This window comes from Mycolicibacter sp. MU0083 (assembly GCF_963378075.1).
GTDB classification, from domain to species: domain Bacteria; phylum Actinomycetota; class Actinomycetes; order Mycobacteriales; family Mycobacteriaceae; genus Mycobacterium; species Mycobacterium kokjensenii.
This window is the reverse complement of the sequence record NZ_OY726394.1, coordinates 278866-293497: the sequence shown is the minus strand read 5'-3', so window position 1 is coordinate 293497 and position 14632 is coordinate 278866. Positions and strand designations below refer to the sequence as shown.

Sequence of the window (14632 nt, the reverse complement as noted above, 5' to 3'; positions counted from 1 at the left end):
CCGGTAATCTCGCCGCATGCAAACCCGGCGGCAGGCCTCCTGGCTCGGAATCGACGTGGTGGCCGTGCTGATCTTCTGCGCGCTCGGCCGGCGTAGCCACGACGAGGGCATCGATATCGAAGGGCTGGCGGCCACGGCCTGGCCGTTCCTGAGCGGCACGGCGGTGGGCTGGCTGTTGTCGCGGGCCTGGCGCCGGCCTACCGCCCTGGTACCGACCGGTGTGACCGTGTGGGTCTCGACCGTGTTGGTCGGCATGCTGCTTCGCAAGGTGACGTCGGCGGGGGTGGCGACGAGTTTCGTCATCGTCGCCTCGACCGTCACCGCCGTGTTCCTGCTCGGCTGGCGGCTGGCGGTCGGGCTCGCCGCGCGCCGGCGCACCGCCGACTAGCGGGACTTTCACGGCGCCCCGATCAGCTGCGAAACCCCTTCCGAACGGTCGTCGACCGATACAGTTAGGCCAGCCTTCGTCGCGCTGAACGGCCTCGGGGTGGCACTATGAGCGAGCACCGAGCAGGGGTTTAGCTGGTGCTGCGCAAGGTTGGCGGTAAGTTACCCGCCAGTAACCATAGCTAAGTTACTGGTCGGTAACTTGTAGATGGGAGAGGCTCTCCGTGACCGAAGAAACCCAGATGCTGATCAGGCTGGTCGTCGGCCTGTCGATGACAGCCCTCGTCGGCTTACTGGCCGCGAAACGCGTGCTCTGGCTGTTCCAGCTGGTCAAGTCGGGCCAGAAGGTGGGTGCCGAGCGGACCTCGGACATCAAGACCCGGATCGAGACGCAGCTCCGCGAGGTCGCCGGCCAGGCCAAGCTGCTGAAGTGGAACATTCCCGGGATCGCGCACTTCTTCACCATGTGGGCGTTCTTCGTCCTGATCACGGTGTACATCGAGGCCTACGGCCAGATGTTCAACTCGCACTTCGCCATCCCGCTGGTCGGGCACTGGGACGTGCTGGGCTTCATGCAGGACTTCTTCATCACCGCGGTCACCCTGTCGATCGTGGTGTTCATGATCATCCGGGTGCTGCGCAACCCGACCGAGCACGGCCGCTCGTCGCGGTTCTACGGATCGCACAACGGTGGTGCGTGGCTGATCCTGGTGATGATCCTCAACGTCGTCTGGACCTTCCTGCTGCTGCGTGGCGCCGCGGCCAACAACGGCACCCTGCCCTACGGCAAGGGCGCCTACCTGTCGCACTTCATGGGCAAGCTCATGGCGCCGCTGGGGACCGAGGCCAACGAGATCATCGAGACCACCGCGCTGCTGCTGCACGTCGCGGTCGCGCTGGGCTTCCTGCTGATCGTGCTGCACTCCAAGCACCTGCACATCTTCCTGGCCCCGATCAACGTCACGTTCAAGCGGCTGCCGAACGCGCTGGGACCGCTGCTGCCCATCGAGTACCAGGGCGAGCCGCTCGACTTCGACAACCCGCCCGAGGACGCGGTGTTCGGTCGCGGCGAGATCGACGACTTCACCTGGAAGGGCATGCTCGACTTCGCCACCTGTACCGAGTGTGGCCGCTGCCAGTCGCAGTGCCCGGCCTGGAACACCGGCAAGCCGTTGAGCCCCAAGCTGCTCATCATGGACCTGCGCGACCACTGGATGGCCAAGGCGCCGTACCTGCTCGGCGACAAGGAGGTGCCGGCGGAGGGTTCGGTCGACCTCGCCGACGCCCAGCCGCTGGCCGGTCACCACGTTCCGGAGAAGGGCTTCGAGCGGATCGGCGGGTCCGGCCCGGAGCAGGCCGCCCGCCCGCTGGTGGGCACCGCCGAAGCCGGCGGCGTGATCGACCCGGACGTGCTGTGGTCCTGCACCAACTGCGGTGCCTGCGTCGAGCAGTGCCCGGTGGACATCGAGCACATCGACCACATCGTGGACATGCGCCGCTACCAGGTGCTGGTCGAGTCGGAGTTCCCGTCCGAGCTGAGCGTGCTGTTCAAGAACCTGGAGAACAAGGGCAACCCGTGGGGGCAGAACGCCAAGGAGCGCACCGCCTGGATCGACGAGCTCAACTTCGACATCCCGGTCTACGGCCAGGACGTCGAGAGCTTCGACGGGTTCGAGTACCTGTTCTGGGTGGGTTGCGCGGGCGCCTATGAGGACCGCGCCAAGAAGACCACCAAGGCGACCGCCGAACTGCTGGCCGCTGCCGGCGTGAAGTTCCTGGTGCTGGGCACCGGCGAGACCTGCACGGGCGACCCGGCGCGACGGGCCGGCAACGAGTTCCTGTTCCAGCAGTTGGCCGCGCAGAACGTCGAGATGCTCAACGAGGTGTTCGAGGGCCTGGACCGGCCGGATCGCAAGATCATCGCCAGCTGCCCGCACTGCTTCAACACCATCTCCCGCGAGTACCCGCAGCTGGGCAGCGAGTACACGGTGCTGCACCACAGCCAGGTGCTCAACCGGCTGGTGCGGGACAAGAAGCTGGTTCCGGTGACCCCGGTGTCCCGCGACATCACCTACCATGACCCGTGCTTCCTGGGTCGGCACAACAAGGTCTACGAGCCCCCGCGTGAGCTCGTCGAGGCTGCCGGAGCCAACCTGGTCGAGATGCCGCGGAACAAGGACCGCTCGTTCTGCTGTGGTGCCGGTGGCGCCCGGATGTGGATGGAAGAGCACATCGGCACGCGGGTGAACCACGACCGCGTGGACGAAGCGCTGGCCACCGGAGCCACCACCATCGCCACCGCCTGCCCGTTCTGCCGGGTGATGGTCAGTGACGGCGTCGACGACCGCATCGAAGCCTCCGGGCGTTCCGATGTGGACGTGCGGGACATCGCCCAACTGCTGCTGGAGTCGCTGGACATGGACTCGGTGACGCTGCCGGCAAAGGGCACCGCGGCCGAGGCCGCCGCCAAGGCCGGCCCGAAGAAGACTGCCGAGAAGACCTCGGCGCCGGCTCCGGCCGCCACGGCGACCGCCGTCGCGGAGAAGCCCGCCGCGGCTGCTGCGGCTCCGGCTGCCGCAGCCCCGGTCAAGGGTCTGGGCATGGCCGGCGGAGCCAAGCGTCCCGGCGCCAAGAAGGCCGCCGCTCCGGCAGCCGAGGCAGCACCTGCAGCCGAGGCCGCTCCGGCGGCACCGGCCGCCGCGGCCCCGGTCAAGGGTCTGGGCATGGCCGGCGGAGCCAAGCGTCCCGGCGCCAAGAAGGCCGCAGCCCCGGCTGCTCCGGCCGCCGAGGCGCCAGCAGCCGCTCCGGCAGCCGAGGCGGCACCGGCAGCCGAGGCCGCACCGGCCGCTCCGGCAGCACCGGTCAAGGGCCTCGGTATGGCTGCGGGTGCCCGTAGGCCGGGCGCCAAGAAGGCTGCCCCGGCCGCTCCCGCCGCCGCACCGGCAGCCGAGGCCGCACCGGCCGCGGAACCCGCCGCGGCTGAGCCCGCCGCGGCTGAGCCCGCTGCGGCTGAGCCGGCTGCGGCCGAGACGGAGGCGACACCGGCAGCCGAGGTGCCCGTCAAGGGGCTGGGCATCGCCCGCGGCGCACGCCCGCCGGGTAAGCGCTAACGCACGACGCCATGGGGGCGACGTGAGGCCGCACAGGCCTCGGGTCGCCCCCATCGTCGTTTCTAGGAGTCGGAGACCTTCCGCAGCCGGAACGGGGCCTGGGTCACCTGGCCGCCCGGGCAGTTGCCGTTGGAATCGGCGGTGAGCACCCCTTCGAGCGACACCGCATCGACCGAGTAGTCGACGACCACCGGCGCGTAGCTGCCGTCGTCGCAGACCACACCGTCGGGCTTGGAGATCTTGAAGTCCCACCGCCCGTTGTTCAGGACGGCGGGCCCGTCGAAGCCGCGATTACTGGTGATCTCGGCGGTACACCCGTTGGTGACACAGTGCGGGGCGACGACGATGAAGTAGCCCTCGGCGCCGCCCTCGATGGCGTAGACACCGCCTTGCGACTGAGGATCCGCATCGGCCTCGACCGCGGAATTCAGCGCCGTGGCGACCACTGTGGCAGACATAACCATCAATGCCCGCACGATTACCCGATTCATTCCGATGCCTTCCCGTTTGTGCAGCTAGTTAACAGTGCCAGCGGGGGAAATCACGTCAGGCGACGCCAAAGATGACGGCCGTGTCCGGCACATTTCGATATCGATTGCAATGCGCATCTGGAAAACGACTTGATCAGCCGTGGGAGAATCATCGACGTGACTACTCACCAGCTGTCCTGGTCTGCCACCGGCAGTCAACCGCGGCAGCGCACGTTCGCGCAGTCGACGAAACTGCAGGACGTCCTCTACGAGATCCGCGGTCCGATCCATGCCCAGGCCGCGCGGATGGAGGCCGAAGGGCACCGCATCCTCAAGCTCAACATCGGCAACCCGGCGCCGTTCGGGTTCGATGCGCCCGATGTGATCATGCGCGACATGATCCAGGCGCTGCCGTACGCCCAGGGTTACTCCGATTCCCAGGGCATCCTGCCGGCCCGACGCGCGGTGGTCACCCGCTACGAGCTGGTCGAGGGCTTCCCGCGATTCGACGTCGACGACGTCTACCTGGGCAACGGCGTATCCGAGCTGATCACGATGGTGCTGCAGGCCCTGCTGGACAACGGTGACCAGGTACTGCTGCCCGCCCCGGACTATCCGCTGTGGACCGCGGCGACATCGCTGGCCGGCGGCACCCCGGTGCACTATCTGTGCGACGAGACTCAAGACTGGCAGCCCGACGTCGCCGACATGGAATCGAAGATCACCGAACGCACCAAGGCGCTGGTGGTGATCAACCCGAACAACCCGACCGGCGCGGTGTACAGCCGCGAGGTGCTCACCCAGATCGCGGAGTTGGCCCGCAAACACCAACTCCTGCTGCTCGCCGACGAGATCTACGACAAGATCCTCTACGACGACGCCGAGCACACCAGCCTGGCCACCCTGGCACCGGACCTACTGTGCTTGACCTTCAACGGCCTGTCGAAGGCCTATCGGGTCGCCGGGTACCGCTCCGGCTGGGTGGCCATCACCGGCCCCAAGGAGCACGCGACCAGCTTCCTCGAGGGCATCAACCTGTTGGCGAACATGCGGTTGTGCCCGAATGTGCCGGCCCAGCACGCCATTCAGGTGGCGTTGGGCGGTCATCAGAGCATCGACGACCTGGTGCTGCCCGGCGGGCGGCTACTCGAACAGCGTGACGTCGCCTGGAGCAAGCTCAACGAGATCCCGGGTGTCTCCTGCGTGAAGCCCCGCGGAGCCCTCTACGCGTTTCCCCGGCTGGACCCCGAGGTCTATCCGATCGAGAGCGACGAGCAACTGGTGCTGGACCTGCTGTTGCAGGAGAAGATCCTGGTCACCCAGGGCACCGGCTTCAACTGGCCGGCCCCGGACCACCTGCGGATCGTCACGCTGCCGTGGGCACGCGACTTGTCCCACGCCATCGAGCGACTGGGCAACTTCCTGGTCGGCTACCGCCCCTAGGGCGGCTGTCCGCTTTCGATCCGGGCCAGGTTGGCGGCCCGCTCGGCGGCGATACCCGCCCGACGGTCTTGGGCGCGGGTGCGTCGCCGGATCGGCATCATCACGTCGCGACAACCGGTCGGCTGCTGCGCTGGTGCCACGGCGGGGAGCCGTCCGGTGGATCGGCAGAGGGCCGGGAACAACAACCGGCTGCCCGGGTGGGTGGTGTAGCGGTGCCCGGTGGGGCTGGTCCACACGATGGTGCCGTCGGGGAACTGCCGGTCACGCCAGCCCCAGAAAGTCTTGAGCAGGTGGTGTTTTCGGCACAGCAGCCGAAGATTGCTCGGATGCGTCGGCCCGCCGTCTCCCCAGGCGATCGCATGGTCGATGTCACAACGCTCCGCGGGGTGTTCGCAGCCGGGGAATCGGCAGGTCAGATCTCGGCAGCGGATGAAGTCCGCCAGTTTGGCCGACGGCCGGTAATGCGGTTCCGGCGCAGAGTCCGGTCCCGGTATCTGCAGGGGTCGCACGACGGCACGTCCGCTTCGTAGCAACTCGGCCAGCAGCGGGGTCGGGATGATCGGCCCGCCGACGATCTGAACCGGCTTGGCTTCGACCACCGATTCGGGGACCGCGCGCGTCTGGGGAGCACCCGGCCGGCACTGCGGAAAATCACCGCTGCGTTCCGGATCTACCGGGGTGGCGACACCACCGGCGTCGGCGACCACGTGGACCACCACGGCACCGGGTTGCGAGCCGGTCCCACCGGGCCGGTTGGGGCACTCCGGGTCGTCGCAGGTGCACGCCAGCTGGTCGGCGCCGGCCGCCAGTGCGGCAAGGGCGTCGGCCCGGCGTTGCCCGATGCTGCGCGGATCGTCGTCGCAGACGCTGTGGGCCATCGCGGCCAGGCGCCGGTCCAGCACGGTGGCGTCGTGGGCGTACAGCCGTCCCCACAGCGCGGTGGTGCCGGATTCGGAGTTCTCCAGATCGACCACCAGGTCCCGACTGCGGGCCGCGTCACGGCCCCGGCGCACCGCGGCGGGGTCGTGGGCCTCGATCACCGCGTGGATGGCGGCGATGGTCTTGGCCGCCGACAACTGGCCGTAATGACAGGCCTGACCGGCCAGAATCGCGTCGACGACCGCGAGCACGCCGAGGTCTTCGATCAGCATGGTGTGCCAGACGAGGGTGCTCACCATGGCCGCGCTGAGAGTGCCGTCGGCGAACAGTTCGGCGACCCGGGGCAGCCGGTGCCGCAGCGCGGTGGCCACGTACATCTGGCTCGATGCGCGGCCCCGGGTCGAACCTGCGGCCGCGGCCACCTCCGCCGCGGTCGCATCCCAACCGTCACAGGCCCAGCGCGCACGCGCGCCTTCGCCGGACGTCCCCCGGTCCACCAATTCGGCGATGACCGCGAGCCGCCGGGCCGCTGCGGCGGCCTCGACCCGCCCCCAGCCCGCGACCGCCGCCACCAGGGCGCTGTCGTCGACGCCGGACAGGTCCTCCGGCTCCGGCAACTCGATATCGAACATACTTTCGATACTAATCGGGGGTCCGACAAGTCCCCCGGCTACCGCCGCTCCAACAGACCCGCCAGGTAGTCGCCGTATCCGGACTTGCCCGTCTCCGCGGCACGGGCGGCCAGGGCGTCGTCGTCGATGAATCCCATCCGCCAGGCCACCTCTTCGGGGACACCGATCTTGAGTCCCTGGCGACGTTCGACGGTGCGCACGTAGTCACCGGCATCCAGCAGCGAGTCGAACGTCCCGGTGTCCAGCCACGCGGTGCCGCGCGCCAGCGTCTCCACGGTCAACCGGCCCTGCTCCAGATAGGCCCGGTTGATGTCGGTGATCTCGTATTCACCGCGCGCAGACGGTTGCAGCCCCCTGGCGATCTCGACGACGTCGTTGTCGTAGAAATACAGCCCCGGGATCGCGTAGTGCGACGCGGGTTCGGACGGCTTCTCCACCACCGAGATCGCCGTGCCGTTCGCGTCGAAATCGACCACTCCGTAGGCGGACGGGTCTGCCATCCAGTAGGCGAAAATCACAGCGCCGGAAACGGATTGGTGCCGCCGCAGACTGGTGCCCAGGCCGGCGCCGTAGAAGATGTTGTCGCCCAGCACCAGCGCTACCGAATCATCACCGATGTGATCGGCGCCGATGACGAACGCCCGCGCCAGGCCGTCGGGCCGGTCCTGGACCGCGTAATCGATGTCCACCCCGAACGCGCTGCCGTCGCCGAGCAGGCGCCGGAAGGCCGGGGCGTCGTGCCCGGTGGTGATGATCTGGATGTCCCGGATGCCCGCGAGCATCAGCGTGCACAGCGGGTAGTAGACCAGCGGTTTGTCGTAGACCGGCAGCAACTGCTTGCTGACGCCCATCGTGATCGGATGCAGGCGGGTGCCGGAGCCACCGGCCAGGATGATCCCGCGCATGGGCCTCAGCTTAACGGCGACCCCACACGCCGCCGAGCAGGGCGCGGCCGGTCAGTCGACCCGGTCGCCTTCGGTGAGTTCGGTGGCGGCCAGAGCGGCCTCGAGGCTGTCGTGGCGGAACACCGCGGTGACGCGGTCGTGCACCACCCGGAAGACGACGCCGTGGGCCGTGTCCGCGCCAGCGGTCGCCAGTTCGGCGACCACGATGCCGCCGTGCACATACATCCGACCGATTGTGGACTTGACCTCTACCGAGTCCGCCCAGCGGCGCAGCGCCTGATGGCCCTGCCCGGCCCCGGATGCATCGGCCACCTCGATGTCATCGCTGGACAGCTTCTCCAGGGTGTCCAGATCACCGTCGGCCAGCGCGTCGTGCCAGGCGAGGACGGTTGCGATCTCCGATGTGCTCATGTTCGCCAAAACTACCGCCCGCTCAGAAGGCGGTGCTGTCGGCCCAGTTCTGCCAGACCGCCGGGTCGCCGAAGACCGCGATGCCGGTATCGGCGACCGCGACCCGGCGTGTCACCACCAGGAAGAGATCCCGCGCCGAACCACGCAGTGCCACCGACCCTTTGCCGTGTTCATGCGACCAGCTCACGGTGTCGGTTCCCGCGGGCCGGCTGATGGTCCACTCGCCGGCCGACCCGAGCCCGTCGTCGTCGGCGTGCAGATGAACGCTGTGGCCGTCGGCCAACGGTGAGGCCGGCGCGTTGCGACTCACCAGGGCCGGGATCAGATCCAGCAGTTCACTGATCCCGTCCGCGGCCAACTCCGCCGGCAGATCGAAGTCGACACCCAGCGCCAATGCTGCATCGGCGCGATGCACCGTGGCCTCGTGCAACCGCCGTCGCACCCACCACGCGGCCGGACGCGGCCCGAGAAACGTCCAGACCGGGGTGTCGGGCCCACTGCCGGCGACCGCGTCCAGTACCCGCTGGGCACCGTCGTGCAGCCACTCCACGGCGGCGTCCGGCTCGGCGGGCGGTTTGCCGCCGACGACGTCGCGCGGGTCCAGCGGGCTGTCCCGTCGGTCCGCGATGATCTGTGCAGCCCAACGGTTTCCGCGGCCGAAGTGCCGGAACAGCTGGGTGAGGTTCCATTCCGGGCACGTCGGTATCGCCAGGGCGGGATCCCCGACGCGAAACAGCTCACCGAACGCACGGGTCTCATCGAGTAACGCTGCGGCGTAATCCACGCCGTCAGGCTAGTTGAATCCGCGGCCGCTCAGAAGGGCCAACCACTGTTGCCGCGGCCTCCGCCGCTGTTGCCGCCGCCACCGAAACCGGGCAGCCAGGGGCTCGACCCGCCGCCATTGCTGCCGACACCGGGAAGCCACGGCGAGGGAGCTCCGCCCTTCTTGCCGCCACCGTCGTTGCCCGGCGAACTCTGCTTCGGCGGATTCTGCTTGGGCGGATTCTGCTTGGGCGGGTTGAAGATCGGCGGCCAGGCCGGCTTCTTGACGACCGGCGGCGGGGGCGCCGGGGCGGCCGGGGCGGGCACCTCGATGGGCGCCGGAGCCGCCGGCGCCGGTACCGGCACCTGGACCGGTATCGGGATCGGCACCGGAGCCGGAGCCGCCGGCGGAGGCGCCGGAGCCGCGGGAGCCGGGGCGGGTGCGGCGGGCACCGGGCGGGCCGCCGGCGGCGCCGGAGCCTGCACCACCGGTGGGGCCTTCTTGGGCGCCACCTCCGGCGCCGGTGCCGGTGCCGGCGCCTGCTGGGTGGGTACGACGATGTGTTGACTGGGCGGCGGATGATCGGCGGCGGTGGGCCGGATGTTGACGGCCAGCGCTACCGCCAGACTGGTCACCCCGACGACAAAGAACGCCGCCAGACCACTGCCGACCAGGACGAACGGCTTGCGGCGCGACTCGGTAGCGGGCTCAAGATCCAGTTCGTCGTACGGGCGAAGGCCGGAACTCGGCGGATAGTCCTCGTCGTACTCGGCGACGGGCTCCCCGCCGCCCAGCAACGGCAGGTAGCCGCTGTCGGTGTCGTCGGGAACCGCACTGTAGGCCAGCGCGTACTCGCTCACGGTGGCGTCGTAGTCGCTCTGGTAGGAGTAGCTCAGCGCCACCAGATCCGGGTCGATCATGCCGGTGCCGGGGTCACGCGCCCACGCCAAGGCCGACGTCGAGGAGTCGAACAACGGGGCGTGGGCACTGGCCAGCGCCGCGCCGCGCGCCAGCGCGGTCTCAGGCTCCTCCGGCACGCTGACCGGCAGCAGGCTGGCCGCATCCAGTTCCGGTTTGATCACGTCGACGTTCACCCCGGAGCCCACGACGAACAGGCCCGCGGGCCGCGACGGCAGTCGACCGGCCTCTGCGGCAAGGCGCTTCATCGTGTTCACCGCGGCCGCGTCGTCGGCGGGCAACACGACCCGCTGCACTTCGGTGACCGAGCCGTCCGACGAATCGACGACCGCCAGCGTCGCGCTTCCGGGTTCGACGAACATCAGCGCGGTCCGCTGGTAGCCGACCGATCCACCCACCACCTGGGCCAACGCGGCGGCGGCCAGGAACGCCGAAACCAGCATCACGTTCTCCACGCGGTGGTCGGCCAGCACGTCGCGCAGCCGGCCGGCCTGCAGCTGATCGGTGACGGTCACGCCCGTCGAGGCCAACCGGTAGCCGCTCTCCCGCGCGCTCTCCTGAGTGCCCAGGATGGCCGCCACCACCTGCTCGGGCAGGGCGGCGTCGGCGCCGTCGACCTCGAAGCCGTCTTCGTCGACGGTCACACCGGCGGCGCGCTCCCCCTCGACGAGCACCATCCGGACCGATGGCGGCGCCATCGAAACCCCGAGAACGATGTCCACCGCACCTCCTCCGCAACGGCCGACAAGTATTTAGCACATCTTATAACTTTGTGGGGTTTCTAACCACTCAGAAGTGCAGACCGGGAATCTTGAACGGGAACCCGCCGCCACCGCGACCATGCCCACCACCGTGGTCGCCGCCGCGGCCGCCACCGTGCCCGCCGCCACGACCACCGCCCCGGCCGCCGCCACGGCCCCAGTCGTCGTCACCCCAGCCGCCGCGCGGCGGCTTGAACAGCGGCGGGCCACCTGGCAGACCGGGAATGCCCAGGTTGGGCAGCGGCGGGGGCGGCAACGCCGGCGGCGGCAGGGGCGGTGGGGGCGGCGCCACCGGCAACGGCGCGGAGCCCGCGGAGCGGGAGCCGCCGGCACGGGTGGGGGCGCCTGCGGCGGGGCCTGCTCGCCGACCGGGGCGGGCGGAGCCGCGGGCGGCGGTGGTGCCGGTGTGACGACCGCCTTGGGCGGCGGAGTCTGATGGGTGACGACATTGGCCCGCACGTCGGGTCGCTGCTCCTTGGCCGCCCGCATCCCCACCGCCAGCGCGATCGCCAGCCCCAGCACCCCGATCACAAACAGCGCGGCGACGCCGCCGGTGACCAGCATCGGCTTACGTTCCCGAGGCTGGATCGCGGTACTGAAATCCAGCATCCGGGAATCGACGAGTTCCGGATCGTCGGCCACATCGGGAAAGGCGACGTCGGAGTAGCCGGTGTCGGGAACCGCGCTGTAGGCCAAGGGCTCGTTGTTCGAGGTGGCGTTGTAGTCCACCTCCGCCGGTGCGACATAGGCGTACCCGACACCGGCCAGTACCGGGTCCAGCCCCCCGGTGCCCGGATCCTGTGCCCACGCCTGGGCCCGCGTCGACGACGAGAACAGCGGGGCGTGGGCACTGGCCAGCGCGGCTCCGCGGGCCAGCGCCATCTCCGGCTCGTCCGGCACGCTGACCGGCAGCGTGGTGGCGCCGTCCAGCTCGCCCTTGATCATCTCGACGTTGACACCCGATCCGACCACGAACAGGCCGTCCGGGCGCGAGTCCAACCGTTGCGCACCCCCGGCCAGCTCGGCGATCTCGCCGACGGCACTGACGTCGTCGGGGGAGAGCGCCTGCCGGTGCATCTCGGCGATGGAGCCGTCGTCGGAGTTGACGACGGCCAGGGTGGCCGCCTCCGGTTCGACGAACAGCAGGGCGGTGCGGGCGTAGCGCGTCGCAGCACCCACCGACTGGGCGAGCGCGGCCGCGGCCAGGAACGTCGACACCAGCATCACGTTCTCGACCTTGCGTCCGGCCAACGCCTCCCGCAGCGCGTTCGCCTCGGCCTGACTGCTCCAGGTCACGCCGGTCGAGCTGATCTGATAGCCGCCCTCCCGGGCGCCCTCACGCGTGCCCAGGATCGCCGAGACCACCCGCTCGGGGGCGTCCTGCGGGCCCGATTTCACGTCGAAGTCGTCGCGCTCCACGGTGACGCCGTCGGCGTTCTCGCCTTCCACCAACACCATGCGGACCGTCGAGGGTGCCACCGACACCCCGAGAACGATGTCCACCAAACCTCCCCTGTGACTGCCAGGGCCCGTCGATGGCGTCTACCTCGCCGCCCCCGCGGCGCTACATCGCCAGACCTAGCTGGACTTGATGAAGTTCTGGTACGAGCGGGACGGCGTCGGCCCGCGCTGGCCCTGATATTTCGACCCTACGCGTTTACTGCCGTACGGGTGTTCCGCCGGACTCGTCAACCGCAGCAGACACAGCTGGCCGATCTTCATCCCCGGCCACAATGTGATGGGCAGATTCGCCACGTTGGACAGCTCCAAGGTGATGTGCCCGGAGAAGCCGGGGTCGATGAAACCCGCGGTGGAGTGCGTCAACAGGCCCAGCCGGCCCAGGCTCGACTTGCCCTCCAGCCGGCCGGCCAGATCTTCGGGCAGGCTGCAGCACTCCAGGGTGGAGCCCAGGACGAACTCGCCGGGATGCAGCACGAACGGCTCGCCGGGTTTGGGTTCGACCAGCGTGGTGAGCTCGTCCTGCTGTTGAGCGGGGTCGATGTGGGTGTAGCGGGTGTTGTTGAACACCCGGAACAGACTGTCGAGGCGAACGTCCACGCTGGAGGGCTGTACCAGGGCATCGTCGAACGGGTCGATACCCAGTCGGCCGGCAGCGATTTCGGCCCGCAGATCGCGATCGGAGAGCAGCACGGCAAAAGCGTATCCGCTGGGCCTGGCGACGTGCCCGTCGTGCGGCTTTATCGGCAACGCGCCACGTTTGCCGGATGAAACCGCACACTCGGCAAGCGGCAAGCCCGCCGGATGCTAGCCTGCTAGCGCACCAGTGCCGATGTAGTTCAATGGCAGAACATCAGCTTCCCAAGCTGAATACGCGGGTTCGATTCCCGTCATCGGCTCCATACCCCGGCGACGCCCCCTAGAAGATCTGGTCCAGATCCCCCAGGATGTCCGGCAGCGCGTTGACCCCGACGATCGCCAGGAAGCCGCCGGCCAGCGCCTGCAGCCCGGTCGCGAACGCCGACGTCAGCGACAGCGCCTCACCGAAGTCCTTGCCCTCATCCAGGGAGTTCATGAACACCGTCAGCGAGTGCGCCGGCAGCGCGACGGTCAACGCGTTGAAGATGTCGGAGATCGGCATCGACAGCGCGCTGACGTGCGAGATCAGACTGCTGACCCCGTCGGCGATCTCGGCCAGCGACTGCGGCCCGTTCGACACCTCGTCGGACCCGCCGCCCAGCAGACTGGCCAGCAGTCCGCCGCCGGCGTCCTCCTCGGGGTGCGACAGGGCGTAGAAGAAGTCGTTGACGCCCTGCTTGGTCGCGTCCCACAGCGCGCCCAGGATCGTGTCGAACTCCTCGGAGGTCAGCGTCGGGTAGGGCTGCAGTGTGGTGGGCACATCGGCCGGCAACGTCGACCAGCCGATGGTGGGGTCGGTGCCGTAGCCCAGGTTCGAGATCACCGTCAGCACCGGCTCCAGCAGATCGGCGATCGGCTTGCCGGCGAACGCCTGGATGATCGTCGCCAACGGCAGTTGGCCCTCCCACGGCATCATGTAGAAGGTGCTGCCGCCGTCGTAGCCCTCGCTGGTCGGCAGTTCGATGGCATTCGCGATCTCGTCGTGGGTCGCACCGATACCCGGCCCGAGCACCCCGGTGATGTAGTACGGGTGGACCAGCGCCCAGCCGATCATCGAGTTGATGTCCGAGATGAAATTCTGCGTGTAGAGCGGGAAGTCGCAGTTCGGGTCGTACTCCAGGCAGTAACTGACCACCGGGATGCCGGTGTCGGTGGCGGCCGCACCGTCGAACGTCAGGCCGACGCTGGCGACGGTGGCGGTGGGGTCCTCGGGCAGATGGAAGCGCTCCAGGAAGCCGCCGTTGGGGTTGCTCGGATTGCCCAGGCTCAGGAACTGCAGCGGCACGGTCCCCGCGGGCACGTTGCTGTAATCGGGCACGAACCGGCCCTCGGCGATGTCGCGCAGCACCACCGAGTTGATGTTCGAGCTCTGCGAGACGCCGACGGACGACACCGGGTGCCCCAGCCGCAGTTCTTCTTGAATCCGGGCCTCCAGCGCCTGCACGCCCTGACGCACCGATTCGGTGTAGGGCAGGCTCTTGATGCCGCCGAACGCCGGGGAGGCACCCTCGGGGGTGAACACCCGGATCGGTACGTAGTCACCGAAGTTCGCGACATTGGCGTTGGAGTAGTAGTTGAACGACGCCTGCATCGTCTCCACCGACGGCCACGGCGATCCGCTGCCGCCCATCATCAACGCCACCCCGTCGCCGGGCCCCGGAGTGCTGTCGATCGGCAGGTAGTCGGAGCCGTCCCCGGACAGCAGTCGCACTGCCGCGGAAAGGATTTCGGAGCTCGGCGGTGCCGCCGGGGCCGGCGATGCGGGCAGGGCCGCAAGCGCGGCACAGGACAGCGCCAACGGGAGGGTGACCCGGTCGCGTACGGACGAATGCTTCACGGGGACCTCCGGACTGCGA

12 protein-coding genes and 1 tRNA gene are annotated in these 14632 nt (G+C 69.0%); 4 read left to right on the top strand and 9 right to left on the bottom strand.

Going from position 1 to position 14632, the window contains the following annotated elements:
• Positions 1 to 16: 16 nt before the first annotated feature.
• On the top strand, positions 17 to 388 hold the full coding sequence (locus RCP38_RS01380; RefSeq protein ID WP_308474916.1) for a DUF3054 domain-containing protein: 372 nt from the start codon (positions 17 to 19) through the stop codon (positions 386 to 388).
• Positions 389 to 629: 241 nt separating this feature from the next.
• Positions 630 to 3497, top strand: coding sequence for a (Fe-S)-binding protein (locus RCP38_RS01375; protein ID WP_308477463.1), 2868 nt, complete (start codon positions 630 to 632; stop codon positions 3495 to 3497).
• A gap of 62 nt (positions 3498 to 3559) precedes the next feature.
• Here RCP38_RS01375 and RCP38_RS01370 read toward each other — a convergent pair whose 3' ends face one another.
• A complete protein-coding gene (locus RCP38_RS01370; protein ID WP_308474915.1) occupies positions 3560 to 3955 on the bottom strand; it encodes a hypothetical protein in 396 nt (131 codons plus the stop codon).
• Positions 3956 to 4117: 162 nt separating this feature from the next.
• Here RCP38_RS01370 and RCP38_RS01365 point away from each other — a divergent pair, with 162 nt between their 5' ends.
• Positions 4118 to 5410: a pyridoxal phosphate-dependent aminotransferase gene (locus RCP38_RS01365; protein ID WP_373692420.1), complete on the top strand. Its 1293-nt coding sequence runs from the start codon at positions 4118 to 4120 to the stop codon at positions 5408 to 5410.
• Here the strand turns inward: RCP38_RS01365 and RCP38_RS01360 are convergent.
• The 7 genes from RCP38_RS01360 to dcd form a co-directional block, all read right to left on the bottom strand.
• Positions 5407 to 6921: an HNH endonuclease signature motif containing protein gene (locus RCP38_RS01360; RefSeq protein WP_308474914.1), complete on the bottom strand. Its 1515-nt coding sequence runs from the start codon at positions 6919 to 6921 to the stop codon at positions 5407 to 5409. The genes RCP38_RS01365 and RCP38_RS01360 overlap by 4 nt on opposite strands.
• 38 nt (positions 6922 to 6959) lie before the next feature.
• The gene (gene rfbA, locus RCP38_RS01355; protein WP_308474913.1) at positions 6960 to 7826 is read right to left on the bottom strand and encodes a glucose-1-phosphate thymidylyltransferase RfbA; all 867 of its coding nucleotides are present in this window, start codon (positions 7824 to 7826) and stop codon (positions 6960 to 6962) included.
• Between the two features lie 51 nt (positions 7827 to 7877).
• Positions 7878 to 8237, bottom strand: a complete 360-nt coding sequence (locus RCP38_RS01350) for a nuclear transport factor 2 family protein (protein WP_308474912.1) — start codon at positions 8235 to 8237, stop codon at positions 7878 to 7880.
• A gap of 22 nt (positions 8238 to 8259) precedes the next feature.
• Complete coding sequence (locus RCP38_RS01345; RefSeq protein ID WP_308474911.1) at positions 8260 to 9021, bottom strand: maleylpyruvate isomerase family mycothiol-dependent enzyme; 762 nt, start codon at positions 9019 to 9021, stop codon at positions 8260 to 8262.
• Between the two features lie 29 nt (positions 9022 to 9050).
• Entirely contained in the window at positions 9051 to 10640 is a 1590-nt protein-coding gene (locus tag RCP38_RS01340) for a DUF7159 family protein (RefSeq protein ID WP_308474910.1), read from the bottom strand.
• 30 nt (positions 10641 to 10670) lie between these two features.
• Positions 10671 to 12182: a DUF7159 family protein gene (locus tag RCP38_RS01335; RefSeq protein WP_308474909.1), complete on the bottom strand. Its 1512-nt coding sequence runs from the start codon at positions 12180 to 12182 to the stop codon at positions 10671 to 10673.
• A 75-nt stretch (positions 12183 to 12257) separates the two neighbouring features.
• The gene (gene dcd / locus RCP38_RS01330) at positions 12258 to 12830 is read right to left on the bottom strand and encodes a dCTP deaminase (RefSeq protein ID WP_308474908.1); all 573 of its coding nucleotides are present in this window, start codon (positions 12828 to 12830) and stop codon (positions 12258 to 12260) included.
• A 135-nt stretch (positions 12831 to 12965) separates the two neighbouring features.
• Between dcd and RCP38_RS01325 the strand changes: the two genes are divergently transcribed.
• Positions 12966 to 13039, top strand: a tRNA-Gly gene (locus RCP38_RS01325).
• 17 nt (positions 13040 to 13056) lie between these two features.
• On the opposite strand, the gene RCP38_RS01320 is transcribed toward RCP38_RS01325, so the two are convergent.
• Complete coding sequence (locus RCP38_RS01320) at positions 13057 to 14613, bottom strand: PE-PPE domain-containing protein (protein WP_308474907.1); 1557 nt, start codon at positions 14611 to 14613, stop codon at positions 13057 to 13059.
• Between the last annotated feature and the right edge of the window lie 19 nt (positions 14614 to 14632).